Below are 26,692 nucleotides of genomic sequence, written 5' to 3' on the forward strand. Positions count from 1 at the left end.
CTCGTAAGGAGATGCAAATTGAACACCAACTCGTACCCTCCCGGGGGGGCGTCGGGGCGGCAGCGCCTGCCGGAAGCCAACCTCTTGAGCGCTAGGATCTCCGGGCTGGGAGGCCTCGATGTCACGCTTCCCTATGTATGTTAAAGCTTATAAGTAAGAGCTAACAAATATAGGGAAGCGTGACATCTCGCCTAGTGCCGGACCCTTGCCTACGCCTGGCTCTTGCGTTTCTTCCCATCCCGGCGTTGTTTGTCCTTCTCGCGCCTCTGGATCACCCAGGGATCACCCGCCTCCTTCAGCACCCGACGAAGCTCCTGATCCGTCATAGCGGCCCCATTGCGCTCCCGCTCGCGCTGTCGGCGCTTGCGCTCGTTAGCCGCAATGCGCTTACGCTCCTTCGGAACGTCCAGCACCCCGAACCGCCCCCTGGACGCCCGCCTCAACTCCGGCACAAAACTCAGCGCAGCGCTGGGCTACAGGACATTGGCTGCAAACTGCATGCCCTTCGGTGCGCATACCAAAGCAGGCTGGATCGGAGGGCACGGGGGCATCAAGCACTACCGGCGCACGCGACGTGTATCCCCCTCGGTGGGCCTTAGCCTCATCGACGAGCTCCTGCCCAAACCGGCGCGTCGCGTCTTCGTCTGAAATCAGCTGCTCGACGCACATGAAACGGTTCAGCAACACTGGCCTGCGCGCGATCCCAGCGTTAGCAATCTGCTCCTCCATCCACGTCAATGCATCCAACTGCTGCTGGTCGCCCACGAAGTTGGCTGCATAGAAGCGCGGGTCGAAATCCTCAGCAAAGGGATCGAAAAGCCCTTCGGCCCGTTTCTCCTCCAAGCGCTCAACCAGCATGGGCAGTTTGGAGTCGGCACAAAGCTGGTTCGGACGGGGCAACTGTCGCGTCCCGCTAGCGTCAGTATCCAGCATCAGCTCAATGACATACCGCTCATAGGGCACCCCCATCGCATCCGCGCGCTGGCGCGCCCGCCAAATGCTGGTGAAGTCACCTGCTTCCAAGCCATGAATGCCATTGGGGAATGCCTGAGGATCACGCCCCTTACGTCGCCGGAAGCGAACCAGGTAGTGCTTGCGATACGCCTCGTAGAAGCTCTGCGTCCGCTGGTAAGGGTTCATGTATCGGTACGACAGATGTGCAGAACGCGCAAAGTCCGGTTCTTCATCAAAGTCGCTCGGCGCCAGCCATTCCCGTGCCTGCACCATTTGCTCCGTCGCCACTGCATCGGCCCCAAACTTCTTGGCCGCGGCCAGTTTCTGGGCGCGACGATATCCCTCCATACTCATTATTGGCCTCTCGTATCCGCTACCCCCCTTCGCGAGGAGTGAGACTACTGCGCTAGGTGCGCCGTCATTTGATTAGGTAGCTGGACGCGGAGAGCCCTGCATCCAGCACCATGGCTTCAATACAGTCAGTTCTGCCGCTCGCCGACGCAGTTAACGGACATCTCTGCGTCCCAGCGATCCATCACATGCAACTGCACGTCCGGTGCGATGAGCATCTTCGGAGTGATCCGCTTCTTCCCCTTCGTTTCCTGGAGATAGCTCACCGCAACGTCAATGTAGACCCCATAAGGGACACCGAGCATGTCAGCAGCCTGACGTGCCACCCAAAGCATGCGGAACATGGAGGCATCGCATACGCGCATGTTGTGCCTCAGCGAGCGATCACCGATGCGGGCAGCGAACAGTTCCGCGAAATTGGACGTCGCCCGGAACGGGGTCAGGTCCTTGCACTCGAAGGCGCGGCGCTGCGTACATGCATTCTCCCTTGCCATTGCGGCCTCCCCCACAATCTCAAGCGCAGTCTCGTGTTCCACATGATCGAGCGAACCACGCGCGCCAAACATCGAAATTGCACGAATCAGGTCAGTCATCTCATTGCCTCTCGTAAGCACAGCCAGTCGCTGTACGAGTAGCCTAGCGACTGCAATATGGCGGGATGTACGATACGGACATCCCGCCATTTTTCACTCATGTATGAAGCCTGGATCCAGAAAGTTCCCAGAGATTGAGCAGCTATTGGCACTGGCAAGGCTAGTTCGGAAAAGGCTCGATGAGCAGCTGGATGAAATCGGCTTGGACACCAACATGTATTTGGCAATGAGCGAAATTGATCGCCTCTGCAAGCGGGGATCACACGCAATCAGAGCAAATGTGGCGAAGAGCTTGGGTATGTCACCGACCTCGATGACAGGCATCTATAGGCGCTTGGACGCCGCCGGTCTGATCGAAGAGCGGCAAGACGAACCTATCTTTTTTGACTCCACCCGACAGAAGTACGCAAGGCTCTCTGACAATGGCAAGAAGCTTCTAGGCCGCGCCAATGATGCCTGGGAGAAGATCAATGTCAGCTACCTGGGAGATCTGAAGGACAGGCAGCTGAAAGACTTCTCATCGTCCATGGCAGTCATTCGCTCGGCACTGGAATCTAACGACGGGTTGGCGTAGCAGCCAAGCACGATGCACGCTCCGGCTGTATGGAGCGCCCCAGGCGTCAACCCCAGTTCGGCAGCGAGGCAGCGCGACTTCCCCACCTCACCTAGGACTTCGCGACTTGGATGGGGATGATCCTGACCCTCTGCTCGATAGCAGCCTCAGCGATGCCAACCAATCGCGTCATAGCGCGCGTCGGACTGAGCAGCTAATCCCTGCATGCATAGTCGACGGAGCGCCCCACATCGCGCGGCAGGGCGTGCCAGTACGCTTCTGACTACGGATAACATCCTCAATAGAAGATGGCCCCAGATCGCAGACATTGGCACATACGAAAGGCCCGCTGACATCTCTGCCAACGGGCCCGATCAAGCTAGCGAGCAAGTTATCGAGGGCGAATGCCGAACCCAAGCAAGACAGCCCCAGCGACGGTCAGAGATTGTCCCACAGCGAGCGCGTGCATGTTCGCGATGTTGCTGTAGCCGCTTGCTGATGGGTTGATCAGGAAATAGAGCCCCATCCCAAGCCCGGCTAGGCCCACCACCACGCACAACATCGCGGACCCAAGCTCCTGCCCTGCGCTCGCGGTAGCGCGATTCGATTCAACAATTGCCTTGGGCAGGTCCGCATAGCACTTAGGACAACTCGCGGATGATCTGCCCGAGGGGATAGCAGCATGACAAGCCGGGCATTGATAAAGGTTAGTTGCTGAATCGCTGGTTTGCATATTCTCTCCTCCGTGATTGGATGCACTGGGGTTTCCGACGTCAGCCACCCGTTGAACTACCCACCTGAGCGTCCTTGACCAGATCACGCAGTGCAGCGCGTTGCTCATCGTCCAGGCTGTATTCGGTATCGCAGACTCGGACCTCGATCCTCTTGGCACCGGTGAAGGCCCCTGCTTCTGCCAAGGTCATCTTCTTGCCGAACGAAAGAATGGCGTACTCGTATCGATTGAAGGCGGGCATGTCGCTGGGAAGCGAAACAGCCCTTCCGTCCACGAGCATGTCAAAGCTTGTACCGGCACAGCGAACTTCATAGGACATGTTGAAGGTGACGATGGCCGAAACAGTGAAAGAGTCCGACTTCGTAACAGCGCGGTCTCCGTCTACCACGCTCTTCAGGCTCAGAGAAATGCCCCTGCTGGTCTTGGACAGCTCCGATAGCTCCACTTTGGCCTCGTAGGAAGTTTGATCCTTGAAACGGTCGTAAGACCGCTGTTGTTGAGCCACCACCTCCCGGGAACAACAGCCGTCAGCACCAACGACATGACGGCAACATGCGTAATCCGGTTCTTCATCCCAACGTCCCCGACTGAGCGCTGACGGGCCCGGCCACCCCTTGCGGCCAGTCATACCTCGCACAACGCCATATACTGATATGGTAATGACTTCTACTGATCAGGTATATGGCCCATGCTGCTGCAGGTTCACAGACCGTTACCTCCGCGTGCCATCGCCCACTGTCATTACTGCAACGTTTTCCAAGCGGCTCTCCGAAGCTCGAGCACTGCGCGGGCTGTCCCAGCGCGCGCTGGGGGCGCTGGTGGATAAGGACCAGGACAAGAACCGTGGTGCCGTGCTGATCAACAGGTACGAGCGCGAACGAAACCAAGCTGACATGACCAAGGCTGCAGAGTTGGCCAAGGCATTGGATGTACCGGTCGCCTACCTGTTCGCTGAGGACGATGACCTAGCTGCGGCGATCTTGGCTTTCGCCAAGCTTCCCTCTGGGGAGCGCCAAAGGATGCGGGAAGAGCTCGAGCGTTTGGCTGGTGAGCAGAGGGATTAGCCCTCTCACGCCGCCAGCTTGGCAACTGCCGCCGCCAGGGTGTCCGGGGCCAGGTGGGCGTAGCGAAGAGTCATGGTGATGTCTGCGTGTCCCAAGAGCTCCCGCACGGTATTCAGGTCCACCCCCGCCCGCACCAAGCGTGATGCGAAATGATGGCGCAGATCATGGAAGCGGAACTCTTCAATGCGGGCATCGGCTATGAGTTTTCCCCACCCCTTCTTGATGTCGGTCACGTCGAAGACTTTGCCCGAACGGCGCTCGCCCGCTTGCCGAGCCCAACGCTGCAGGACTTCCATGGCTTCGACGTTTAGCGGGATGTGACGCTGCCTACCGGACTTGGCGTTCTCGGCTCGAATGGTCAGCATCTTGGCTTCCCAGTTGATGTCAGCCCAGCTCATCGACAACAGCTCACCACGTCTCATACCGGTATTAATGGCTGTAAGAACCACCGGGGTCAGGTGATCGACGTACCCGTCCATCGGCAAATCAGGCAGAACCGCTTGCCGGTACTTGCGTCGGGCCGCATTGGCGTTCGCCCTCCCCTCAACCCCAGCTAGATCGCGCGCTGCCAGCGCGGCCCGGAGCATCGCCTCCTCATCAGGGGACAGGAACCGGACCACCTTGCGGCTAGCCGCTGATCGCTGACGCATGCCCATGAGGGGGTTAGTCTCGATCAGCTTCCACTCAACGGCCCGCGACAAGGCAGACCGCAGGCAAGCAAAGTCGCGCGCTGCGGTAGCCTTGGTAACGGCACCAGGACCAGTGACACGTCCGCGCCACCAGCGCTCCATTGTGGGCACGTCAATCTCAATGATCTGACGGCGCAAAAGCCACGGGAACACCGATCGGATGCGGTCCGGATACTGACGACCACCCTTGAGCTCAGCTATCGCCCAAGGTTCGAAGTGGTCATTGAGCAGTGTTTCAAGCGTGCAACTGGTGGGCTTGGACTTTGCGAGTGTCGGCAATCCGGACTGAACGTATTCAGCGACCGCTTGCCGGGCTTGGTCGCGGGCCTGATCAAGTGACAGATGTTCGACCGAACCCAAGGTACGACGCTTACCGTGCGCCCAGGTCACGATCCAAGCCTTGTGCCCTGTTGGCTGCACACGCAGGATCAGGCCGCGAACCTGAGCGTCCCTAAGCTCATAGGGGCGATCACGGGCTTCTGCTGTAAGAACGATGCGCTTGGTGAGGGCAGATGACATCGGGCGGAGCGTCCGTAAGTGGCGATAAGGCCAACTTAGGACAGGATGCGAGGCGGTGTTTGGATGCGGATCGTCCGCGTCACCCTCGGCTTCCAGCAGAACGGCAGTCAGGGGCCGTCGCGCCCCTTTCATGCTGGCGGACATAGCCCAAGCCGTGATGCAATACATTGATGCGGCACTAATACGATTTCGAACGGGCCAAGGAATGAAGACCAATAGCGCATCTCGTATACACGGCATCATGTCTAGCTGGAAAAGCGTCAAGCCGGATCTTCCGGCCCTAAGCGGATGGCAGCAAGTTCTAAGCATTGAAAGCAAGAACGGGACTCGCGAGTTCATTCGTGCGTCAGAGCGGATTCACATCTTGGTAGATGAAGTGGACCTACTGCGGGATAAGCTGCACATGCGCGGCATCTCAGCCAGCGTCTACGGTCCCGCTCTTATGAAACTTGAGAACGCCTTATCGCCCCAACTTCTTGTCAGGCAGGGCGTACATGTTCAACAATACCTAACCGATGACGTCTTCACAGCTCTCGCGTTCTGCAGCGAAATCCTACCCGTCGAAGAAGACGGCATTAGTACTGAAGATTTCGCAGATGTTGTCAGCGTTATACATGATCTGGAGCTCCTCCTAGCCGAGAACTCAATGCCCTCGGAGTTGACCGCTCTGCTGCGAAGGCATATACGCTTGGCCGAAATGGCCCTTGCAAGCTACCCATTGAGGGGTGCCTCAGCGATCAGGGACGCAGTGAAGGCCGCGACCGGCGATATTTTTCTCAGCGAGTCCGAAGTGTCCAGCCTCCCGGTCGAACAGCGAAAGACGCTAAGCGGACTCTGGCGCAGGATGAATTCCCTGGCGGACAAAGCCATCAAAGTGGACAACCTCGTTCAGCTCACTGGGCGTGTTGCGACCTTTCTTGAGAACCTTGCGAATGATTGATCGTCATAGGTGGGGCCGCCACTGAATGGTTCGCCTAAGTAGCAACGAAGCCGGATCATCAGCACCAGCGAAGTAAAGGTGCGGACACAAGCCGTCCGCAACCAACAACACTGAAGCCGGACCAGTCACGAGCTCGCAACGAATCCTTGGCCAATCAATGAGTTCCAACATCCGCCCAAACAAAAAGCCCCGACCAAGGCCGGGGCTTTTCTACAACTGGTGCCGGAAACAGGAGTCGAACCTGCGACCTACGCATTACGAATGCGCCGCTCTACCAACTGAGCTATTCCGGCGGAGCCCGCGATTTTACGGGCTGGGCGCCCCGGCGGTCAATCCACCCGGCTCAGCCCGCTACACCCGGTTCGCACACACCCGCCCCTCGGCAAAGTCCCGCAGGTTCCCCAGCGTGGTCGCCGAGATCTCCTGCAGCGCCTCCACGGTGAAGAAGCCCTGGTGGCCGGTCACCAGCACGTTGGGGAAGGTCATCAGGCGCTGGAAGGCCTCGTCGTCGATGATCTCGCCGGACAGGTCCTGGAAAAACAGCGCGCTTTCCTGCTCGTACACGTCGATGGCCAGATGACCCAGCCGGCGCGCCTTCAGCGCGCGGATCACCGCATGGGTATCGACCAGTGCGCCGCGCGAGGTATTGACCAGCATCGCGCCCGGCTTCATCCGCGCCAGCGACGCGTCATTGATCAGGTGGTGGGTCTCAGGCGTCAGCGGGCAATGCAGCGACACGATGTCGGCACGTGCCAGCAGTTCATCCAGCCCGACCCTATCGCCGATTCCGCCGAACGCAGCCGACGGATACGGGTCGTGTCCCAGCACGATGCAGCCCATGCCCTTGAAGATGCGCGCAGTGGCCAGGCCGATCTTGCCGGTACCGACGATGCCCACGGTGCGGCCATGCAGGGTGCGCCCGAGCAGGCCATCGAGCATGAAGTTGCCTTCGCGCACCCGGTTGTAGGCGCGATGGGTCTGCCGACTGAGGGTCATCACCAGCGCCAGCGCATGCTCGGCCACGGCTTCAGGCGAATAGGCCGGTACGCGTGCGACGAACAGATCCAGCGCTTTTGCAACCGCCAGATCCACGTTGTTGAAACCTGCGCATCGCAGCAGCACGGCCCGCACCCCCACCGCATGCAGGGCGTGCAGTACCGGCGCATCCAGGCGGTCGTTGACGAACACGCATACGGCTGCGCAATCCTGCGCCAGCGCCGCCGTGTGCACGTCCAGCGCCACATCGAAGTACACGAACGCAAAGCCGTCCCCAGCTGCATCGCGCTGGTTCGCCTCATCAAGGAAGCGGCGGTCGTAGGGACGGGCACTGAAGACGGCGATCTGCATGGATGGGCCTGGGTGGAATGCCATACCGACCATACCGCAGCAGCGCCCGCGTTGGGATGGCACCGGCGATGCCGTCATCGCCGGTGCCGGGTGCCACTTAGAACCTGCAGCCCAGGCCCAGCATCACGCCGTTCTGGATCTGCCCGTCGCGGCGCTCGCCCACGTAATCGGCCATGATCGACAGCCGCTCGCTGGCACGGCTGGTCACGCCCAGGTTCCAGGCCAGCACCTGCTCGCCCACCGCCTGGCTGCTGGCGCCGAACACCAGATCCGGAGCTGCGGCGAAGCCGGTGCTGTAGCGGGCCTGCGAATCGCCCAGCTCCTTCTGCCAGACCACCCGGGCGCGCGGGGTGATGCGCTCACCGTTGTTGCCTTCGAAGGTCTTGAACAGCTGCAGGCCCGCACCCACGCGGATGCTCTCCAGGCTGCCACTGCGGCCAACCAGCGCACCGGCGCCCTGCCCTTCGTTGAAGCGGGTGGCCGAAGTGCGCGCGTAGTCCACCACCGGCAGCAACGGCTGGATCACCAGGCCCTTGCCGGTGGTGAACGAGAACGCATGTTCAACACGTGCGGAGATCGCATCGTTGCTGTACTTCGCGCGCAGGGGCTGCTGCAGGCCATCGATACCGCCGATGCTGCGACGGGTGTCATGCCGCAGATCGGTGTAGCGCACGGCCGCCGACAGATAGCCGCGCGCGTACGTCGCATCGAGGTAACCGCCCACGTCCAGCGCGCGCACATCACCGGTGAAACCAGAGCCATCGCTGGCCTTGGTCGACATGTCCGCCGCGGCCACGCTGGCGCCCAGGGTCACGCGGTCATCGGCCACGCGGGTGTCGGCACCGACCACGATGCCGCCGATGTTGTGGCTCAGGCCGGCCACGCCACCGTCGGCATCGATGCGGCCATGGCTGGCGAAACCACGTGCCCAGATGCCATGGCTGCGTCCGGCGTCACCGCTACCCGCAACGCTGCCCGGCGCCGGTTCGACCAGGTGCATCGCCAGCTGGTTGAACAGGCTGCCATGGCGCATGCCCGGCTGGGAGGAGACCGACTGCGCCACCTGCGAGGCCAGGCCATCGGCATCGCCGCCGCTGCGCATGGCCGACTGGTGCTGCTGCACGACGTTGCCGATGCTGCCCACCAGTGCGGTGTCTGCCAGGCGCAGGCTGGCGTGCGCATCACCGCGCAGGGCACCGGCCTGTTGTGCGATCACATCGCGGTCGGCGAACTGCAGTGCGCCCAGCAGCGATCTCAGCCCCTTGTCCTGGCGATCGGAGGCCGTCGCCAGCGCACGGCCCAGGCCGTCGCCGGACGTACCGTTGGCGAACAGGCCCAGCTGGTCAAAGCCGGGGTTGGCGGTCAGCCACAGGCCGTCGGCCGTCTGCTTCACGTTGAAGCTCAACAGCGAATTGTGGCGGGGACGGAACACATCACCGCTGATGCTGGCACTGTAGCCGGTGTCACCCAGGCGCACGGCCTCTTCGAAGCCACCCTGGTAGATCGGGCCCTCAACCAGATCACGACGGAAATCCTGGCCGTAGTAGCCCTGCGCCACGTTCAGTTCGAGGAAGGCACCCTTGGAGATCACCAGTGCCCCCTCGGTCTGCTCGTCATCGAAGAAGGTACCCACGCGCAGGCGGCCTGCAGCGGTGCCGCCATTCTCTGTAACGTCGAACAGCACCTTGCCGCCCGGCATGATGTTGACGTAGCCATGGGTGACCAGGTCGCCACCGCGCGGCATCAGCGTGCCGAACACGCGCAGGCGGTTGAAACCGTCTTCGCGGTACGACGGGCCGGTGCCGTCCAGCAATGCAGCGCGGTCCATCGCAGTACCCGCCACGTCGCCATGGCCGACCAGCATGCCTGCGCCGAGCACGCGCACTTCCGATGCGCGCAGGGCACCGCCTTCCAGCGCGATGGTGCCATTGTCGACCAGCATGAAATCCGCACCCGTCGTCGCGGACGTGCGCCAGGTGGCGCCGTTGCTCACCCGGATCACGCCCATGGCGTTGTCCAGCGTGGAGACATCCAGATCAGCCAGCCGCAGCTTGGACAGCAACAGGTCCTGGATGTCCGGGTCACTGAGGTAACCCTGCACCGACAGCGCACCGATGCCCTGCGGACCCTTGCTGGATGCGTTGTAGATGCTCTGCGCGAGATTGATGTAGGTGGATCGCCAGTCGGTATTCCAGCGCGCGAAATCATCATCGACGAACGCCTGCAACTGGCGTCCGGTACGCAGGTAGCCGGGGTTGATGTCGCCGGTCACGTTGGCGGTGACATTCAAGGTGTCGCCCGGATCGCGGTACCCGTTCGCGGTGATGATCCTGTTGCTGTAGATATCCTGGCCGGGGAACGACTCCAGCTTGCTGCCACTGCCATCGGGGTCGAAAGTGACCGAGGAACCGGTGCTGCGTGCCGGATCGCGAAACACCAGCAGGCCGTTCGGCTTCACCACTTCGTACATGGCCTTGTGCAGCAGCCCGGCATCCATGCCACCACCGTAGTTGCCGGTGTAGATCTGGGTCATGCGCGGCGACGGCGTGTAGATCACCTTGCCGCCGCTGCTGGCCGCGTGGATCTGCACCGAGTCGATGAGCGGCAGATCGCCGGCCAGATAGCGTTCGACGCCACCAGACTGCATTATCGAGCAGGACGAGATGCAATTGCCGGACACGATGGTGTTCAGTCCGGAAGTGCGGATGATGCCCTGCAGCCACTCGCCGGCGATCAACGCACCACCGTTGGACGTGCGCAGCACCACCTCACGGACCGGCCGGCCTTCGGCCTGCGCCTTGGCCAGCAGTGCCGGCAGGGACACCACGTCGGCGTAGGTCACATCGCCACTCAGGAAGATGCGATCGCCCTGCACGTGATAATTCATTGCCATGACGTCATCCACCACGGCTATGGCGGCAACGCCCATCAGCCCGGCCAGGGCCAGGCTCAACGTCGAATACTTCATGTGCTCTCTCTCCACCCGCAACACGCGGGTAGAACGATCAACGCCACAGCGGGGTGATCTCCCCCAGTGGAACGGATCCTGGAAAATGAATACATTCACAATGGGAATCCGATCGATGCACACTCTTCCCCATCCGGTCATCGTCGCGTAAAACTCGACGACGCATTCGCCACCCACCGTCGAGGCCAGCCCTGTCCACCCCGTCTCCCCTGCTCCATCGCGCGCCGGAGCTACCCGCACCTGCGGATGCCTTCATCGCGTTCGTGCGCGAAGAGCGCGCACCGCTGTGCGCGTTCCTGCGCACGCGGGGGGTTGGGCCTGAGGATGCGGAGGATATCGCGCAGGACTGCATGGAGCGGCTGATCCGCTACCGCGCACAGGGCCCGGACGAACTGCGCCTGCTGCTGTATCGTATCGCCCGCAACCGCCTGGCAGACCGCGGCCGCTCACCGCTGTCGCGGCCGCATCTGCCGCTGGCCGAACACGATGGCAGCGACGAACCGTCCAGTTCCTCGCCCGATCCATTGCGCCAGGCCGAGTCAGGGCAGATGCTGTCCCTGCTGCGGCAGGCCCTGTTCAAGCTGCCCGAACGCGCACGCGAGGTCTATCTGCTCAACCGCATCACCGGCATGAGCTACACGCAGATCGCGCGGCATTGTGGAATTACTGCCAAGACCGTGGAAAAACATATCGCCCGCGCCCTGCAGGGCCTGCGTCAGGAGTTGGGATCGGATCCGCTGCACAACGACAGGGACGGCCAATGAGTGGCACCCCGCACAGGGATGATGCACAGCTGTTTGAACGCGCCAGCGCCTGGGTAGCCCGCCTGGAAGCCCCGGACTGCACGTCGGCCGAACGCGAAGCGTTCGAGGACTGGCTGGCCGAAGATCCGGCCCACGTCAAAGCCTGGGTGCAGGCCGAAACCCTGTTCCAGCAGGGCGCTGGGCTTGCGGCTGACCCTTGGCTGCGGACCGCTGCGGCACGCGCGGCGCGTCCGCCGCGCCGGCGCTGGTTGCCGGGCGTGGCCGCTGCTGCCGGTGTCTGCATGGCGATCGGCATCGGCTGGATGGCTGCCGTCGACGGCAACCCGACGCCACAGGTCTACGCCAATGATTCGCACCAGCCACAGCAGCAGACACTGGCCGATGGCAGCGTCGCCATGCTGGATGCTGGCACCACTCTCCGCGCCCGCTTCGGCTGGCGCCATCGTGAGCTGGTGCTGGAGCAGGGCCGGCTGCAACTGCAGGTCGCACCGTCGAACAAGGCGCTGCAACTGCGCGCCGGCGACAGTACGATCCGCGACATCGGCACGACCTTCCAGGTGGAACGCCTGCGCGACGGCCTGGTCGAGGTCGCGCTGCTGGAAGGTGCCGTCGAAGTCAGCAGCGGCGCAGCGCAGCACACGCTGGCGCCCGGCCAGCAGCTGCAGGTTCTGCCTTCCGGCCGTATCCAGCCAGGCCCTGCCCTCTCCTCCACTGCCGCCGCTGAAGGCTGGCTGCAGGGGCAACTGGTGTTCGATGCCACCCCACTGTCGATCGTGGTCGAACGCATGAACCGTTACGGCCGCACGCCGCTGGTGATCGCCGATCCTGAGATCGCCAGCCTGGCCGTGAGCGGTACCTTCCGTGCCGGCGATGCGCAGGAACTGCTGTCGGCGCTGGAACTGGGGTGGTCCGTGGCTGGCCAGACGCGTCCGGATGGCGCGCTGGAACTGCGCCGCACATACTGAGGAGACCGGCGGTGAAGGCAGGTCCGGGTGCGCTGCAGTGGGGGCTGCTCCGGGCCCTGCTATGCCTTGCCCTGGGCGTTGCCGCAGTACCGATGGCCGATGCCGGCACGCCCGCGGGCACGCTGGCGATCGACGTGGGCGCCGGCCCACTGGTACCGGCACTGCAGCAATGGGCCCGGCAGAGTGGCACCGCCCTGCTGTTCGACGCACGTGAACTGGAGGGTCTGCGCACCGATGGCACCCGTGGCCAGCGCGATACCGGGGCTTCGCTGAAGCAACTGGTTGCCGGCCTGCCGGTCAACATCCTGCGCACGTCCTCGGGTGCTTTTGTCGTGCGGCGGGTCCATGCCGAGCCTGCCAAGCCGCCGGCAGCGTTCACCGCCCCGCGTCTGCCGCGCCCGCCTCCCAGGTCCGCCGACACGCCGCACGAGGTGGAACTGGCTCCCATCCACGTCACCGGCAGCCGGCTGCCACGCTCTTCGGTGCAGACCACGCTGCCGGTCACCACCATTGATCGTGACGACATCCTGCGCAGTGGCTACGGCAACCTGTTCGACCTGCTGCGGCACCTGCCCGGCATGAACGGCCATCCTGCCATGAGCACCTCGCGCGGCGGCGATTCGCAGTACCTGCCGGTGGGTGCAGCGGCCACCACCAGCCTCGATGGCATGGGACCGCGGGCGACGCTGTTCCTGGTCAATGGCCGGCGCCTGCCGCGCTATCCGATGGTGTCGCTGGAACAGGGTGGGCTGACCGACCTCGGCGGCATTCCGCTGAGCTTCGTCGACCGCATCGAACTGGTACGCGGCGGTGCCTCGGCCATCTATGGCGCCGATGCCATGTCCGGCGTGGTCAACATCATCCTGCGCGACCAGGCCGATGGGCCCGAAGCCATGCTGCAGACCGGGCTCAGCAGCCGTGGCGACGCGGGCCAGTACCGCCTGCAGGCCGCCACGGGCGGCGCACGTGGCAACGGAGACCGCTGGTTTGCCGGTCTCGATCTGCACCGTGTCGAACATGTCGCCGGTGACCAGCGTGACTGGCATGCGGAAACCTCGCTGTATCCGATCGGCGCGATCCTGGGCAACTGGTACGTGCCCGCGCGGCGCTGCGAGCCGCCCCTGGAGCGGCGCGAGGACGGCTGCTGGTTCGACAGCGCCCGGCCGCGTTCGCTGCAACCGGCCTCGGATACCGCGTCGGCCTACCTGCGCTACCGGCACGAACGGGGTGAGGGACGCTATGCCTATGCCGAGGTGCGGGCCAGTCACAACCGCCAGCGCTTCGACCTGGGCCCGACCGCTGTTGCGGTGGTGTCGCGGGGCATCACCTTCAACAGTGTGCTGCGTGAGGCCGGCAACGTGCGTCCCAAGGTCCGCGCCACCGATACGGACGTCACCTTCGGCATCGGACGTGACCAGGGCCGGCGCAGCTGGGAAGCCGGCATCAGTGCGCAGCGCAGCGAAGTCACCTTGTCCACGGCAGGCACGGTGCGCACGGCGCTGCTGCTTGAAGCAACGCAGGCACGCAGGTTCATTCCCGGCTTCGACGCGCCGCCGGCAGCCGATATGGACGCGCTGTTCCCATCCATCCGCAACCGCGGCAGCACTGCACAGTGGCAGGGCTGGTGGGGCGTGCAGCGTGAGCTGATGGCGATGGCTGGGGGCAATGCGCAACTGGCGACCGGCATCGACCTGCGCCATGAGCGCTGGACCTCGCATCCGGATGCGCTGCTGAGCCAGGGCGACCTTGCATTGGGTTTGCCGCAGCAGCAACGCCGTCTGTCGCGGCAAAGCATCGGTGTCTATACCGAGCTGGGCCTGCCACTGGCACCCACGCTGCGCGCGGACCTGGCCGCACGCTGGGACCGCGACGACGGCTTCATGGCGTTCTCGCCACGTGCCGGACTGCGCTGGACCCCGACGCCTCACTGGTCGTTCCTGCTGGCCAGCGGACGCGGCTACCGTGCGCCGAGCCTGTTCGAGCAACGGCGCCCCCCGGGCTACTTCGGGTCGATCACGCTTCCGGTGTCCAGTGCCCTTCCTGAATGTGCAATGGCCACGGCCAGTGGCGGCTGCAGCGTCACGGCCAACGTGGTTGAGAACGATGCACTGAAGGCCGAGCGATCGCGCAGCCATTCGCTGGCCGCCACATGGACACCCAACGACACGTTTTCGTTGTCGCTGACCCACAACATCGTGGAACTGCGCAACGAGATCCTCGCCCTGCAGCCAAGCGACGCGGTGTGGAATCGCAGCACCTGGGAGCTGGATGACGACGGCTACCTGAGCAGCCTGCGCCTGTCGTTCGACAACATCGGCCGCACCACCTCCCGCAACTGGGTCCTGCGTGGCGAATACCGCATCGACAGCGGCAGCAACGGCCAATGGTTGTTCTCACTCGATGCGCTGAAGCAGCAGGAACTGCGTCGGCGCCGTGACCACGGGGCCGCCGTGGACCTGCGCGGCCATGTGACACCCGAACTGGCTGCGGTGTTGAACGCGCAATGGCAGAACAGCAACTGGGACGTCGCCCTGCGCGGCAACCAGGTCGGTCGCACCCGTGCCTGGCTGCCGGGGGCCGAATGCCCGCAGGATCAGGCCGAACAGAACCACTGCATGAATCCGCGCCAGCTGCGCTGGAACCTGCATCTGGCACGCCGCCTCGGCCCGCGCGTCGTCGCGGCGCTGGACGTGCACAACGTGCTCGACACGCAACCGGTGAACTACCTGGTCGGCAATGGCGGGCAGATGCCGGGGCTGGATGATCCGCTCGGCCGCTACTACCTGCTTACCCTGCAGTTCCGCTGAGCGTAGTAACCTACGCGGCCTGTTCCACCGGTCTGCCACCTCCCCCCATGAAGGCCTATCTCTGGTTCTGGGGCGCGTTCCTGCTGTTCTTCGCGTTGCCCTTCCCCTGCATTCTCTATTTCGGCACCTCGTGGCCGGTGCCGCTGGCTGATCGCAGTGCACCGTGGCTGGCACTGTTGCTGCTGGCACTGTCGCTCGCTGCATGGCTCGCTCTGCTGTTCGCGTTCCTGCATTTCCTGCTGCTCGGCCCACCACGCGCCCTGCATCGCGTTCGCTCCATCCTCGCCGATGGCGAACCACGCGATGCGCTGATCGAACACGCTGAACAGACCGGCGTGCAGGTGCGTGGCTTCGCGCAATGGAAACTGCAGCTGTCCTTCAAGAACCTGTCCGGCACGCCGATCCGCGAACTGCTGCTGGTAGTCGACAGCAAGCCGCAACTGCAGCGCTTCGGCGTCGGCAGGCACGTCGATGCACGCCTGAGCCGGGTGCCGGGCGCGTTCCCGAACGTGGTACTGGACGGCGCCCAGCCCGAACTGAATGTCGCCAGCCTGTGGCGGCGTGGCATCGGTGCAGCACTCGGCATCGCAGCCGTTGCCGCTGCCTATGTGTTGGCCTACCGGCTGCAGAACGAGGGGCTGGGCTGGACCTTCCTGTCGTTCGGTCACCCGCTGCTGGTATGCCCGCTGGTGCTGTGTGGCTATGCGCTGGGACTGCGCCTGCTCGGCCGCCTGCTGCACGCCGATGCCCGCGGTGATGCGCTGAAGTATCGCGGCATCGGCGTGGAGGCCCGGGTATTGAAGGTCCGTCAGACCGGCACCTACCTCAACGAACAACCACAGGTGGAGTTTCAGCTGGAATACATCGACCGCGAAGGCAACGTGCAGCAGGCCCGCGTGCGCCGCTTCATCCCGCTGATTGAACTGGCCAACATCCCGCGCGAGCACGTAACGCTGCTGTACGACCCGGATGACCGCAGCAACGTGCGGCTGGAGGGAATATGAAGCAGCCTCCCTCCACCCGCACGGTGTTCCTGGTACTGCTGCTGGTTCTGGCGGGCGCGGCCATTGCCGGCGGCGCAGTGCAGACCATCAGCGAAACGCTGGGGCATTCGGTACAGCCGGACCGGTTGCCACCCTCCGTCCCGTCTCAGTCACAGCGCGAACAACCCGTATCGCTTGTGCCGTCCCCGGCGCCCTTCCCCGCGGCGAGTACCGCTGCGGCGCCCGAGCGCAACAATCGCCTGTTCGATGCGGACTACCTGCTGGCTGCCCGTCAGGCACTGGAGCAGCTGCCGGCACTGGCCGGCCAGCGGCTGACGGTCTTCCACAGCATCCACTTCTACGACGATGGCCGCATCAACCTGGATCTGGTCGATCCGCAACAGCCGGGCCACGTCGACAGCTATCACTTTGAACGTGGCCAGTGGCGCAAGGGCAATCCGGTGAACCCGCAGCAGTTCGCGCCGACCATCAGCCTGCAGCGCAGCAGCCTATCCCTGGCCAGCATCGATTTCGAGGCCGTGCCGCGCGTGGCGCAGGCATTGCAGGAACAACGCAATGCCCTGCAGAACCCCGCATCCGAAGTCGGCCACGTCTATGTGATCGTGCGCAAGGGCGGCAAGCTGGTATGGCTGCCGGACGAAGTGGCCGGTGACCGCGAATCCGTGCGCCTGCAGTTCGATGCGCAGGGCACCCTGCGCGGCGTGAACCACCGATAGGCCGCACAAAAAGGGGACGGAGGGGATTAAGTCGTATGTGCCTTGGTGCGGATTGCGACTTAATCCCCTCCGTCCCCTTTTTGCTGTTTCACCGAGCGGGCGATGGCGTACTGCGCGCCATAGTACGTGGACAACACCAGCAGGCTGGCCAACGGCAGGCCACCGGCGAAGCGGTCCCAGGCCAGCAGGGAATCGCTGGCGACGAACAGCAATGCACCTGCCGCGGCCCAGCGGGCGCTTCGGGCTTCCACGGCACCGGGCTGCGGGCTGCGCCACTGCCGTGCCAGGGCCAGCGCTGCCATCGATGCCAGCACCACCACGTATGCCAGCACCGGCACACGCATCGGCACCGGCAGGTGCGGCCACAGGCCAAGCACATTGAGTACGGCAAAGGCCGCCAGCAGGACGCTGGCGGCCAGCAGCCCACGCCCGGCACGCAGGCCATCGCGGAAGGCGACGATGTAGCAGAGGTGCGCCAGCAGGAACGCCACCAGCCCCGGTACGAACGCGTCCATCGGCAGCATCAGCGCGATGTCGCCCACGCACGACAGCAGCATGCCGGCCAGCACCGCGCGGCGGTAGAACGGCTGTGCCGGATCATGCACACGCCAGGCGATGGCAGCGATCAGCAGCGTGGTCGCCGGCTTCGCCAGCCAATGCAGCCAGCGCCCGTCACCGTACAGGAACGCACCGATGATGGCGAGGATCGCCATCAGCAGGATCACGCCATCGCCGGCGCGCGGTTTCATCGTGGCTTCCACAGCTCCGCAAGGCGATCAGGCTTGCCGGCAATGCGCTCCAGCACCGGGTACTGCAGGCCACCGTGGTAGTCGATGTTCATCGAGTCGATCCGATCGAACTGCTTCACCAGCAACACGATCGGCGCCTTGTCCTTCGCCGCCGCAGCTACCGCATCCTTCAAGCGCTGGCTGCTGTACTCACGCCCGCCAACGGCAATCACCTTCATGCCAGGCGCCAGGCCGGCGTTGAAGGCCGGGCTGTCCCAGATCACGTCGCCGACCGTACCGTTGTCGAGCACCGCCGCACCCAGCGAGTACGCCAGCAATGCGGCCTTGGCGCGCTTCTCCTGCGCCTTGTAGGCATCGTTCGGCGTATCGCGGTAGACCAGCTTCCAGCCCGCCGGCTCCAGGCCACCGGTCAACGCGCCGTGGCCGTCCAGGCGCCCGCGCAGGAACGTCGCCCAGTCGTACGGCGCGATGCCGTTCAAGGTCGCGACCACGTCGTCGAAGGTGTACGGGTTGACGTCCCAGTCGCCATTGCCGACGCCGAAGAAGGCGCGCGCGAAGTCATCCAGGCTGCGGCGGTTGCCACTCAGTTCGCGCAGCTTGCCTTCCACTTCCAGCCACAGCATCTGGCCGCCGGAGTAGTAGTCTTCGCTCATCTGGTAGTTGCGATACGGCAGCGTGCGACGCTGGGCGATGGTCGGGTCGTTGGTGGTGTCCTGCAGCGGACGCCAGGCCAGGCCCGGGCGGCCACGGTCATAGGTCGCGGCCACATTGGCCAGCATGTCGCGCGCCTGCGCAGCCGACCACAACCCCGAGCGTGCCGCCAGCACCTGCCCCCAGAACTGGGTCTGCCCTTCGTACACCCACAGCAGGCTGTCGCCCATGGGCACGTTGAAGTTGGCAGTGGCCAGGTCGGCACCGCGACGGTACTTGCCGTTCCAGGAATGGGTGTACTCGTGCGGCAGCAGATCGCGCATCCACGCGTTGCGGTCCCACTCGGTGAAGTAACCCGGGTCGGCGCTGTTCTCGCTGGAGCGGTGATGCTCCAGGCCGATGCCGCCAAGACGATCGGTCAAGGCCAGCAGGAATTCATAATGGTTGTAGTGACGCGCGCCATAGAGCTTGTCGGCCTGCTGCACCAGCGCGCGGTGCATCGTGATCTGCGCGTCGGTCGGCTTCAGCGACTTGGCTTCGTCGGCAAACACATTGAGGTGCACCGGCACCTTCGCGCCCGGATCGAGATCGATGCGCTGGTAGTGCTCGCCGGCAAACAACGGCGAATCGACCAGATGGTCATACGAGATCGGCTTGAACACCACGGTATCGCCGTCGCGGTGCGCGGTTTCCAGCGCCGTGGCAAACGACCAGCCCTTGGGCAGGGTCACGCTGGCCTGCGCCTGCAGGTTGCGCGCATCTACGCCGGCCGGATACAGCGAATTGGCGTTCCACTGCAGGTTGAGCATTTCCGGGGTCATCACCACCCGCCCCTGGCTGCCGCCCTGCGAGGACAGGAAATCGAAGTGGGCGACGATCTCGCTGACGCCCTCGGGCACGTCCACCGTGAACGCATAGACGTTGTACTGGTCGCGCTGCCAGGCCAGCGGCTTGCCGTTGGCGGTCACGCGCAGGCCGGCCAGCTTGTCGATCGGGCCGGTGGGCGAATGGTTGCCGGGAATCCACTGCGGGTACAGCAGGGTGACCAGACCGGGCTTGACCGGCACGGTGGCGGTCACCTTGAAGATGCGACGGGCAAGGTCACGTGCATCCACATCGATGCGCAGCAGGCCTGGGGCTGCGGCATCACCCGATGGCGAGGCCTGCGCCAGCGCGGGCGTGGCGGCCAGCGCGAACAGCAACGACATCGCCAGGGCACGGGTCTTCATCGGCAACTTCCAGCATCGGAGAATCCTCCGATGCTAGGCCTGTGCGATGGCCGGCCCCATGGCCAAAGGTCATGGATGTGCTTATCCACGCCATGCGTGGATGAGGCCTTTCCCGGTCAGTCGACCAGGCGCAGGCGCAGTTCCTTCGGCAGCGCGAACACCATCGATTCCGGCTCGCCGTCCAGCTCGGACACGCCACTTGCACCCAGCTCGGCCAGGCGTGCCAGCACGCCGTCGACCAGCACCTGCGGCGCCGAGGCGCCAGCGGTCACGCCGATGTGCTGCTTGCCCGCCACCCACGCCGGGTCGATCTCGTGCGCGCCATCGATCAGGTACGACTCCACGCCTTCACGGCGGGCCAGCTCGCTCAGGCGGTTGGAGTTGGAGCTGTTCGGCGAACCGACCACCAGCACCAGGTCGCAGCGCTTGGCCAGATCGCGCACGGCATCCTGGCGGTTCTGCGTGGCGTAGCAGATGTCGTCGTTCTTCGGGCCCTGCATCGCCGGGAACCGCTCGCGCAGCGCATCGATGATGCCGCGCGTGTCATCCACCGACAGCGTGGTCTGGGTGGTGTAGGCGAAGTTGTCCGGCTGGTTGATCTGCAGCGTGGCAACCTGCTCCACGTCTTCCACCAGGTAGATCTGGCCGGTGCCGGCTTCGCGGTTCCACTGGCCCATGGTGCCTTCCACCTCCGGGTGACCGGCGTGGCCGATCAACACCACGTCACGGCCGGCACGGCAGTGGCGGGCGACTTCGAAGTGGACCTTGGTCACCAGCGGGCAGGTGGCGTCGAACACCTTCAGGCCACGGCGCTCGGCTTCCTGGCGCACGGCCTGGGACACGCCATGGGCGCTGAAGATCACCGTGTTGTTGTCCGGCACTTCGTCGAGTTCCTCGACGAAGATCGCGCCGCGCTGCTTCAGGTCGTCGACCACGAAGCGGTTGTGCACCACTTCATGGCGGACGTAGATGGGCGCGCCCAGCGTTTCGATCGCGCGCTTGACGATCTCGATCGCACGATCGACACCGGCACAGAAACCACGCGGGTTGGCGAGCAGCACATCCATCAGTTCAATCTCCCGGCAGCGGCCGGCTTACGGTTTCGGATTGGCATTATCCGCCTTTTTGGCGGACTTGCCGTCGAACAGGCCAAACAGGGCGATGCCGATGGCACCCACCACGATGGCCGAGTCGGCGATGTTGAACGAGGGCCAGGTGTAGCTGCCCACGTACCACTGGATGAAGTCGACCACGTGGCCGTGCACCTGGCGGTCGATCACGTTGCCGATGGCGCCGCCGATGATGAGCGCATACGGCACCGCGGCCTTCCAGTTGCCGCGCGCGGTGCCGCGCAGCCACCACGCCATCAGGCCGCTGATGGCGATCGCCAGTGCGGTGAAGAAGTACTTCTGCCAGCCACCGGCGTCGCTCAGGAAACTGAATGCCGCGCCGGTGTTGTAGGTGCGGTACCAGTTCCAGAAGCCGTCGATGACCACCACCGGCTGGAACTCCGGCAGGCTCGACAGCACCCAGGCCTTGGACCACTGGTCCAGGCCGATGATGGCGGCCGACAGCAGCAGCCAGACCAGGGCGTTCGGATGCGGACGGGGCGCGGCCATCAGAACCAGCTCCGCACTTCGCCGGCGCCGGTCACGTTGCTTACGCAACGGCCGCACAGTTCCGGATGATCGGCGTTGCTGCCGACGTCGGCGCGGTGGTGCCAGCAGCGCACGCACTTGGCCTTGCTGGTCGGCTGGGCACTGACAAACACCTCGTCGGTGGTCGCCGGGCGCACCTGCACGTCGCCACTGATGAACAGGAAACGCAGTTCATCGGCCAGCGGCTGCCAGCGCGCGGCCTGCTCCTCGCTGGCGGCAATGGTGATCTCCGCTTCCAGTGCGGCACCGATCGCGCCGTTTGCCCGCATCGGCTCGAGCACCTTGGCCACCTGTTCGCGCACGGCCAGCAGCTGGTCGAAGTCGGCGGCGTTGAGCTGGGCATCGGCCGGCAGCGGCGCCAGGCCGTCGTACCAGGTGGTGAACAGCACATGGCCAGCATGCTCGCCCGGCAGGTAGCCCCACAGCTCGTCGGCGGTGAAGGTCAGGATCGGCGCGACCCAGCGGGTGAACGCTTCGGCGATGTGGTACATCGCGCTCTGTGCCGAACGGCGACCGTGCGAATCGGTCGGCATCGTGTACAGGCGATCCTTGGTCACGTCCAGGTACAGCGAGCCCAGGTCCACGCTGCAGAAGTTCAGCAGCAGCTGCACGATCTCGGCCATGTTATAGCCGTCGTAGGCCGCCTTGATCTTCTCCTGCAGCTCCCACGCGCGATGCACGATCCAGCGGTCCAGCGCGACCATCTGCTCGAGCGGCTGCAGGTGCAGCGCCGGGTCGAAGCCGTCCAGGTTGCCGAGCAGGAAGCGTGCGGTGTTGCGCAGGCGGCGGTAGGCATCGGCATTGCGCTTCAGGATCTCCTGCGACAGCGACATCTCGTTGCTGTAATCGGCCGAGGCGATCCACAGGCGCAGGATGTCCGCGCCCAGCTTGTTCATGATGTCCTGCGGCTCGATGCCGTTGCCCAGCGACTTGGACATCTTGCGGCCGTGCTCATCCACGGTGAAGCCGTGGGTCAGGCACTGCTTGTACGGGGCGCGCTTGTCGATCGCCACGCCGGTCAGCAGCGAGGACTGGAACCAGCCGCGGTGCTGGTCGGAACCTTCCAGGTACAGGTCGGCCGGCTTGCCGAAGCCACGCGCGGCGAGCACGCCTTCATGGGTCACGCCCGAATCGAACCAGACGTCGAGGATGTCGGTGACCTTCTCGTAGTCGGCGGCTTCAGCGCCCAGCAGTTCGGCGGCATCCAGCGAGTACCACACGTCGATGCCCTCGGCTTCGACGCGGTCGGCGACCTCCTGCATCAGCTCCACCGAACGCGGATGGATCTCGCCGGTCTGCCGGTGGGTGAACAGTGCGATCGGCACGCCCCAGGTGCGCTGGCGCGAGATGGTCCAGTCCGGGCGGCCGTCGACCATGCTCTGGATGCGCGCCTTCCCCCAGGTCGGGAACCAGCCGACGGTGTCGATGGCGGCCAGCGCATCGTTGCGCAGGTTGGCCTTGTCCATCGAAATGAACCACTGCGGGGTGGCGCGGAACACCACCGGCGTCTTGTGGCGCCAGCAGTGCGGGTAGCTGTGGCGGATCGGATGGAACGCCAGCAGCGAACCGTTGTCGCGCAGCACGCCGACGATGGCCTCCTGCGCCTTCCACAGGTGCTGGCCGGCCAGCACCACGTCACCGGCCGGCGGGGTCGATTCCAGGTACACGCCACGACCGTCGATCGGGGTCACCTGGCCGGCGTTGTACTTGTCCAGCAGGCCGTACTTCTGGCTGACCACGAAGTCTTCCTGGCCGTGGCCGGGGGCGGTGTGCACCGCACCGGTACCGTCCTCGTCGGAGACGTGGTCGCCGTTGAGTACCAGGATCCCGCGTTCCGGGTAGAACGGGTGCGCCAGCAGCTGGTTCTCCAGCGCCGCGCCGGTGGTTTCACCGTGCAGCACCACGTTCTCGACGCCGTAGCGCTGCAGTGCACGCTCGGCCAGCGCCGCAGCCAGCACCAGCCAACGGCGCTTGCCGTTGTGCGCCGGGCCTTCGGCCAGCACGTAGCGGATCTCCGCGCCCAGCGACACCGCCAGCGAGGCCGGCAGCGTCCACGGGGTGGTGGTCCAGATCGGTACGGCCACTTCGACGTCGGCCGGCACGCTCACGCCGAACGCCTGGCCGATGGCCTGGGCATCGCGTGCGGCGTAGGCCACGTCGATCGCCGGCGATTCCTTTTCCTGGTACTCGATCTCGGCCTCGGCCAGCGCCGAGCCACAGTCGAAGCACCAGTACACCGGCTTGGCGCCGCGCACCAGGTGGCCGTTGGCCACGACCTTGGACAGCGCACGGATCTCGTTGGCTTCGAAGTCGAAGCTCAGGGTCTTGTACGGGTTGTCCCAGTCACCGGTCACGCCCAGCCGCTTGAAGTCCACGCGCTGGATATTGATCTGCTCTTCGGCGAACTCGCGGCACTTCTGGCGGAATTCGACGGCGTCGAGCTTGGTGCCGACCTTGCCCCACTTCTTTTCCACCGCGATCTCGATCGGCAGGCCATGGCAGTCCCAGCCCGGCACATAGGGCGCATCGAAGCCGGCCAGGTAGCGCGACTTGACGATGATGTCCTTCAGGATCTTGTTGACCGCGTGGCCGAGGTGGATGCGGCCGTTGGCGTACGGGGGGCCGTCGTGCAGCACGAACAGCGGGCGGCCGGCGGCGTTGTCGCGCAGCTGCTGGTAGAGCCCCTGCGCTTCCCACCGCGCCAGAATGCCCGGCTCGCGCTTGGGCAGGTCGCCGCGCATCGGGAATTCGGTGGCTGGCAGGTTCAGGGTGGTCTTGTAGTCCTGGCTCACGCAGTGGCTCGCAATCTATGTTCGGAAAGGATGGCGCGCGCCTGTTCGGCGTCGCGGTGCATCTGGTCGGTCAGCGCCGCCAGATCATTGAACTTCTCTTCGTCGCGCAGCTTGGCGACGAATTCCACGTCGATGTGGCGACCGTACAGGTCACCCTGGAAATCGAACAGGTGGGCTTCCAGCAGCGGCTCCACGCCCTCCACCGTCGGCCGCGTGCCGAAGCTGGACACCGATGGCCACGGTTGGTCGAACACACCATGCACCCAGGTCGCGTAGATACCCGACAGCGCCGGCGTCTTCGGGAAACGCAGGTTGGCAGTGGGGAAACCCAGCGTACGGCCAAGCTGTCGACCGCGCACCACCCGGCCGCTGATCGCGTAGGGACGGCCCAGCAGGTCGTTGGCACGGGCGAAGTCGCCCTGCTGCAGCAGCTGGCGGATGCGGGTGCTGGAAATGCGCTCGCCATGCAGATCCACCGCTTCGATCTCGCCCGCGGTGAAGCCCAGTGCAGCGCCCATCTTCTGCAGCAGGGCCAGGTCGCCACGGCGGCGGTTGCCGAAGCAGAACTCCGGGCCGATCCACACTTCGCGTGCGCCCAGGCGGTGGGCCAGCAGCCGGTGGACGAAATCCTCGGCCGGCATCGCTGCCATCGCCGCGTCGAAACGCAGCAGTCCGATCGCATCCACACCGAGCTCGCGCAGGATCTCGACCTTGCTGCGGGCCAGGGTCAGCCGCGGTGGCGGCGTGCCCTGGGAAAAGAATTCACGCGGCAGCGGCTCGAATGCCACGGCCACTGCGGCCACGCCCAAGGCGCGCGCGCGGGCAACCGCGTGGCGCACCAGCGCACGATGGCCCAGGTGGAGGCCGTCAAATGCACCGATACAGACCACGCTTCCGTTGGGGAACAGCGCCCCGCCCTCCACGCTTCTGAACAGCCTGCTCATCAACTCTCGTTCCGGCCCGACCGGGGCCGCCGCTTCAATGGTGTAACCCTGAAGTATAGCCGTCACGGCGCACGATCAATGCCCACGCAGGTCGCGCGGGCGGAAGCCCATCGCCACCATGGCAACCGCGTAGGTCGCGCCACCGCCACCGACCAGCAGCGCCAGGGCGCCGATCCGCTCCCACACAGTCATCGCCGAGAAGCCTGGCAGCCAGTGCAGCAGGGCCAGCAGCACCCCGACCATGGCCGCGCAGGCCAGCAGCAGCCGCAGCAGATAGCCAGCCCAGCCCGGCCGGCGGCGGTAGACATCGGTCTTGCCCAGCCAGTACCAGAGCAGGCCCAGGTTCAGGTAACTGGACAGCGCACTGGCAATGCCCAGCGCCAGGTGCAGGCCCGGCTGCTTGCCGATGGCCGCCATCACGCCCTGCGCCTTCAGCTCGTCCGGCACCATCACCTGGTACAACACCGCCAGAAGGGCGAAGTTGAACACCATGTTGGCCACCAGCGCGGCCACACCCGCGCGCACCGGCGTCTTGGTGTCCTGGCGGGCGTAGAAAGCCGGCAGTACCACCTTCAGCAGGGCGAATGCCGGCAGGCCGAAGCTCAGGCCGTACACCGACAACGCGGTCATGCGGGTATCGAAGGCACTGAACTGGCCGTGCTGGAAGATGGTCGCGATCAGCGGCTCGGCCAGCAGCAGCAGGCCCAGCATGGCCGGCGCCGAGATCAGCAGGGTCATGCGCAGGCCCCAGTCCAACGAGCGCGAGAAGCCCTCGCGGTCGGTACTGACGTGATGGCGGGCCAGCGCCGGCAGGATCACCGTGCCCAGCGCCACGCCGAACACGCCCAGCGGCAGCTCCAGGAAGCGGTCGGCCAGCGACAGCCAGGACTGCGAGCCATCGGTCAGCTTGGCCGCGATGACGGTGTCCAGCAGCAGGTTGATCTGCGCCACCGACGAGCCGAACAGGGTCGGCACCATCAGCGTCATCACCTTGCGCACGCCCGGGTGGCTCCAGCCCCAGCGCGGCAGGGTCAGCAGGTTGATGCCCTTCAGCGAGGGCAGCTGGAACAGCAACTGCAGGATGCCGGCCGCCAGCACCGCCCAGCCCAGCGCCAGGATCTGCTTTTCTGGCGTGCCGCCCAGCCGCGGCGCCAGCCACAGCGCACCGGCGATCATGCACAGGTTGAGAATGACCGGGGTCAGCGCCGGCATCGCGAAGCGCTGGAAGCTGTTCAGCGCACCGCCGGCCAGTGCGGTCAGCGAGACGAACAGCAGGAACGGGAAGGTCAGGCGGAACAGGTCGACCAGCAGGCCCTGCTTGACCGGGTCGGTATCGACGCCACTGGAGAAGACCGAGGCCAGCTGCGGCGCGAAGATCAGGGCCAGTGCGGTGACCAGCATCAGCACCCCGCCCAGGGTGCCGGCGGTGCGCGCCATCAGTTCGCGCAGTTCGGCGTGGCTGCGGGTTTCCTTCACTTCCGTGAACACGGGTACGAAAGCGGTGGCAAACGAGCCCTCGGCGAACAAACGCCGCAGGAAATTGGGTACCCTGAAGGCGACCCAGAAAGCATCAGTGATGGCGTTGGTGCCGAACGTGGTGGTCACCACGAAGTCCCGGACAAGTCCGAGAACGCGCGAGACCATGGTCATGCTGCTGAACGACAGCAGGCCCCGCAACAACTTGGGTGAACTCACTCAGCGT

At 64.8% G+C, this 26,692-nt stretch carries 21 protein-coding genes and 1 tRNA gene; 8 read left to right on the forward strand and 14 right to left on the reverse strand.

Translation table 11 applies throughout. From position 1 onward, the window contains the following. Nucleotides 1-387 precede the first annotated feature (387 nt). A complete protein-coding gene (locus O0J15_RS00650; RefSeq protein WP_308304911.1) occupies nucleotides 388-1,308 on the reverse strand; it encodes a hypothetical protein in 921 nt (306 codons plus the stop codon). A gap of 125 nt (nucleotides 1,309-1,433) precedes the next feature. Beyond that, nucleotides 1,434-1,898: a hypothetical protein gene (locus O0J15_RS00655; RefSeq protein WP_164147008.1), complete on the reverse strand. Its 465-nt coding sequence runs from the start codon at nucleotides 1,896-1,898 to the stop codon at nucleotides 1,434-1,436. A gap of 202 nt (nucleotides 1,899-2,100) precedes the next feature. Between O0J15_RS00655 and O0J15_RS00660 the strand changes: the two genes are divergently transcribed. Next, complete coding sequence (locus O0J15_RS00660; protein ID WP_188238291.1) at nucleotides 2,101-2,472, forward strand: MarR family winged helix-turn-helix transcriptional regulator; 372 nt, start codon at nucleotides 2,101-2,103, stop codon at nucleotides 2,470-2,472. 752 nt (nucleotides 2,473-3,224) lie between these two features. Here the strand turns inward: O0J15_RS00660 and O0J15_RS00665 are convergent. Then, entirely contained in the window at nucleotides 3,225-3,689 is a 465-nt protein-coding gene (locus O0J15_RS00665) for a hypothetical protein (protein WP_308304912.1), read from the reverse strand. 154 nt (nucleotides 3,690-3,843) lie between these two features. Here O0J15_RS00665 and O0J15_RS00670 point away from each other — a divergent pair, with 154 nt between their 5' ends. After that, nucleotides 3,844-4,248 carry a helix-turn-helix transcriptional regulator gene (locus tag O0J15_RS00670; RefSeq protein WP_308304913.1) on the forward strand — a complete coding sequence of 135 codons (405 nt, stop codon included), beginning with the start codon at nucleotides 3,844-3,846 and terminating at the stop codon, nucleotides 4,246-4,248. A gap of 5 nt (nucleotides 4,249-4,253) precedes the next feature. Here O0J15_RS00670 and O0J15_RS00675 read toward each other — a convergent pair whose 3' ends face one another. After that, a complete protein-coding gene (locus O0J15_RS00675) occupies nucleotides 4,254-5,456 on the reverse strand; it encodes a site-specific integrase (RefSeq protein ID WP_308304914.1) in 1,203 nt (400 codons plus the stop codon). 205 nt (nucleotides 5,457-5,661) lie between these two features. Between O0J15_RS00675 and O0J15_RS00680 the strand changes: the two genes are divergently transcribed. Further along, nucleotides 5,662-6,396 (forward strand): hypothetical protein, encoded by a 735-nt coding sequence (locus O0J15_RS00680; protein WP_308304915.1) that lies wholly within the window; start codon nucleotides 5,662-5,664, stop codon nucleotides 6,394-6,396. 217 nt (nucleotides 6,397-6,613) lie between these two features. On the opposite strand, the gene O0J15_RS00685 is transcribed toward O0J15_RS00680, so the two are convergent. From O0J15_RS00685 to O0J15_RS00695, 3 genes are all read right to left on the reverse strand, one after another. Then, a tRNA-Thr gene (locus O0J15_RS00685) sits at nucleotides 6,614-6,689 on the reverse strand. Nucleotides 6,690-6,747: 58 nt separating this feature from the next. Next, nucleotides 6,748-7,743, reverse strand: a complete 996-nt coding sequence (locus O0J15_RS00690) for a 2-hydroxyacid dehydrogenase (RefSeq protein WP_308304916.1) — start codon at nucleotides 7,741-7,743, stop codon at nucleotides 6,748-6,750. A 97-nt stretch (nucleotides 7,744-7,840) separates the two neighbouring features. Continuing rightward, on the reverse strand, nucleotides 7,841-10,711 hold the full coding sequence (locus O0J15_RS00695; RefSeq protein WP_308304917.1) for an autotransporter outer membrane beta-barrel domain-containing protein: 2,871 nt from the start codon (nucleotides 10,709-10,711) through the stop codon (nucleotides 7,841-7,843). A 209-nt stretch (nucleotides 10,712-10,920) separates the two neighbouring features. On the opposite strand from O0J15_RS00695, the gene O0J15_RS00700 reads away from it, so the two are divergent. Genes O0J15_RS00700 through O0J15_RS00720 form a run of 5 tightly spaced genes read left to right on the forward strand, consistent with a single transcriptional unit; the run spans nucleotide 10,921 to nucleotide 16,967 of the window. After that, entirely contained in the window at nucleotides 10,921-11,475 is a 555-nt protein-coding gene (locus O0J15_RS00700; RefSeq protein WP_167692761.1) for an RNA polymerase sigma factor, read from the forward strand. Continuing rightward, nucleotides 11,472-12,440 (forward strand): DUF4880 domain-containing protein, encoded by a 969-nt coding sequence (locus O0J15_RS00705; protein WP_021202458.1) that lies wholly within the window; start codon nucleotides 11,472-11,474, stop codon nucleotides 12,438-12,440. Before O0J15_RS00700 ends, O0J15_RS00705 begins: the two co-directional genes overlap by 4 nt. A gap of 11 nt (nucleotides 12,441-12,451) precedes the next feature. Next, nucleotides 12,452-15,247, forward strand: a complete 2,796-nt coding sequence (locus O0J15_RS00710) for a TonB-dependent siderophore receptor (protein WP_171952318.1) — start codon at nucleotides 12,452-12,454, stop codon at nucleotides 15,245-15,247. 47 nt (nucleotides 15,248-15,294) lie between these two features. Further along, complete coding sequence (locus O0J15_RS00715; RefSeq protein ID WP_308304918.1) at nucleotides 15,295-16,251, forward strand: hypothetical protein; 957 nt, start codon at nucleotides 15,295-15,297, stop codon at nucleotides 16,249-16,251. After that, nucleotides 16,248-16,967 carry a hypothetical protein gene (locus O0J15_RS00720; RefSeq protein WP_308304919.1) on the forward strand — a complete coding sequence of 240 codons (720 nt, stop codon included), beginning with the start codon at nucleotides 16,248-16,250 and terminating at the stop codon, nucleotides 16,965-16,967. The genes O0J15_RS00715 and O0J15_RS00720 overlap by 4 nt, the downstream gene beginning before the upstream one ends. 59 nt (nucleotides 16,968-17,026) lie before the next feature. On the opposite strand, the gene O0J15_RS00725 is transcribed toward O0J15_RS00720, so the two are convergent. From O0J15_RS00725 to murJ, 7 genes are all read right to left on the reverse strand, one after another. Beyond that, the gene (locus tag O0J15_RS00725) at nucleotides 17,027-17,716 is read right to left on the reverse strand and encodes a lysoplasmalogenase (RefSeq protein ID WP_308304920.1); all 690 of its coding nucleotides are present in this window, start codon (nucleotides 17,714-17,716) and stop codon (nucleotides 17,027-17,029) included. Continuing rightward, a complete protein-coding gene (locus O0J15_RS00730) occupies nucleotides 17,713-19,596 on the reverse strand; it encodes a peptidase M61 (protein WP_308304921.1) in 1,884 nt (627 codons plus the stop codon). The genes O0J15_RS00725 and O0J15_RS00730 overlap by 4 nt, the downstream gene beginning before the upstream one ends. Before the next feature lie 116 nt (nucleotides 19,597-19,712). After that, nucleotides 19,713-20,663, reverse strand: coding sequence for a 4-hydroxy-3-methylbut-2-enyl diphosphate reductase (gene ispH / locus O0J15_RS00735; protein ID WP_019659291.1), 951 nt, complete (start codon nucleotides 20,661-20,663; stop codon nucleotides 19,713-19,715). 27 nt (nucleotides 20,664-20,690) lie between these two features. After that, the gene (gene lspA, locus O0J15_RS00740; protein WP_005408564.1) at nucleotides 20,691-21,215 is read right to left on the reverse strand and encodes a signal peptidase II; all 525 of its coding nucleotides are present in this window, start codon (nucleotides 21,213-21,215) and stop codon (nucleotides 20,691-20,693) included. Beyond that, nucleotides 21,215-24,046, reverse strand: a complete 2,832-nt coding sequence (gene ileS / locus O0J15_RS00745) for an isoleucine--tRNA ligase (RefSeq protein WP_308304922.1) — start codon at nucleotides 24,044-24,046, stop codon at nucleotides 21,215-21,217. Before ileS ends, lspA begins: the two co-directional genes overlap by 1 nt. Then, nucleotides 24,043-24,990: a bifunctional riboflavin kinase/FAD synthetase gene (locus tag O0J15_RS00750; protein ID WP_019659293.1), complete on the reverse strand. Its 948-nt coding sequence runs from the start codon at nucleotides 24,988-24,990 to the stop codon at nucleotides 24,043-24,045. Before O0J15_RS00750 ends, ileS begins: the two co-directional genes overlap by 4 nt. Nucleotides 24,991-25,065: 75 nt before the next feature. Continuing rightward, entirely contained in the window at nucleotides 25,066-26,670 is a 1,605-nt protein-coding gene (gene murJ, locus O0J15_RS00755; protein ID WP_308304960.1) for a murein biosynthesis integral membrane protein MurJ, read from the reverse strand. Between the last annotated feature and the right edge of the window lie 22 nt (nucleotides 26,671-26,692).

The organism is Stenotrophomonas sp. Sm10 (genome assembly GCF_030985515.1).
Taxonomy (GTDB): domain Bacteria; phylum Pseudomonadota; class Gammaproteobacteria; order Xanthomonadales; family Xanthomonadaceae; genus Stenotrophomonas; species Stenotrophomonas hibiscicola.

What these genes read in the sequence shown, in the direction of transcription:
- O0J15_RS00650 (WP_308304911.1), bottom strand. Translation starts at nt 1,308, where the DNA reads ATGAGTATGGAGGGATATCGTCGCGCCCAGAAACTGGCCGCGGCCAAG.
- O0J15_RS00655 (WP_164147008.1), bottom strand. Translation starts at nt 1,898, where the DNA reads ATGACTGACCTGATTCGTGCAATTTCGATGTTTGGCGCGCGTGGTTCG.
- O0J15_RS00670 (WP_308304913.1), top strand. Translation starts at nt 3,844, where the DNA reads ATGACTTCTACTGATCAGGTATATGGCCCATGCTGCTGCAGGTTCACA.
- O0J15_RS00675 (WP_308304914.1), bottom strand. Translation starts at nt 5,456, where the DNA reads ATGTCATCTGCCCTCACCAAGCGCATCGTTCTTACAGCAGAAGCCCGT.
- O0J15_RS00680 (WP_308304915.1), top strand. Translation starts at nt 5,662, where the DNA reads ATGAAGACCAATAGCGCATCTCGTATACACGGCATCATGTCTAGCTGG.
- O0J15_RS00690 (WP_308304916.1), bottom strand. Translation starts at nt 7,743, where the DNA reads ATGCAGATCGCCGTCTTCAGTGCCCGTCCCTACGACCGCCGCTTCCTT.
- O0J15_RS00695 (WP_308304917.1), bottom strand. Translation starts at nt 10,711, where the DNA reads ATGAAGTATTCGACGTTGAGCCTGGCCCTGGCCGGGCTGATGGGCGTT.
- O0J15_RS00705 (WP_021202458.1), top strand. Translation starts at nt 11,472, where the DNA reads ATGAGTGGCACCCCGCACAGGGATGATGCACAGCTGTTTGAACGCGCC.
- O0J15_RS00715 (WP_308304918.1), top strand. Translation starts at nt 15,295, where the DNA reads ATGAAGGCCTATCTCTGGTTCTGGGGCGCGTTCCTGCTGTTCTTCGCG.
- O0J15_RS00720 (WP_308304919.1), top strand. Translation starts at nt 16,248, where the DNA reads ATGAAGCAGCCTCCCTCCACCCGCACGGTGTTCCTGGTACTGCTGCTG.
- O0J15_RS00725 (WP_308304920.1), bottom strand. Translation starts at nt 17,716, where the DNA reads ATGAAACCGCGCGCCGGCGATGGCGTGATCCTGCTGATGGCGATCCTC.
- O0J15_RS00730 (WP_308304921.1), bottom strand. Translation starts at nt 19,596, where the DNA reads ATGAAGACCCGTGCCCTGGCGATGTCGTTGCTGTTCGCGCTGGCCGCC.
- ispH (WP_019659291.1), bottom strand. Translation starts at nt 20,663, where the DNA reads ATGGATGTGCTGCTCGCCAACCCGCGTGGTTTCTGTGCCGGTGTCGAT.
- lspA (WP_005408564.1), bottom strand. Translation starts at nt 21,215, where the DNA reads ATGGCCGCGCCCCGTCCGCATCCGAACGCCCTGGTCTGGCTGCTGCTG.
- O0J15_RS00750 (WP_019659293.1), bottom strand. Translation starts at nt 24,990, where the DNA reads ATGAGCAGGCTGTTCAGAAGCGTGGAGGGCGGGGCGCTGTTCCCCAAC.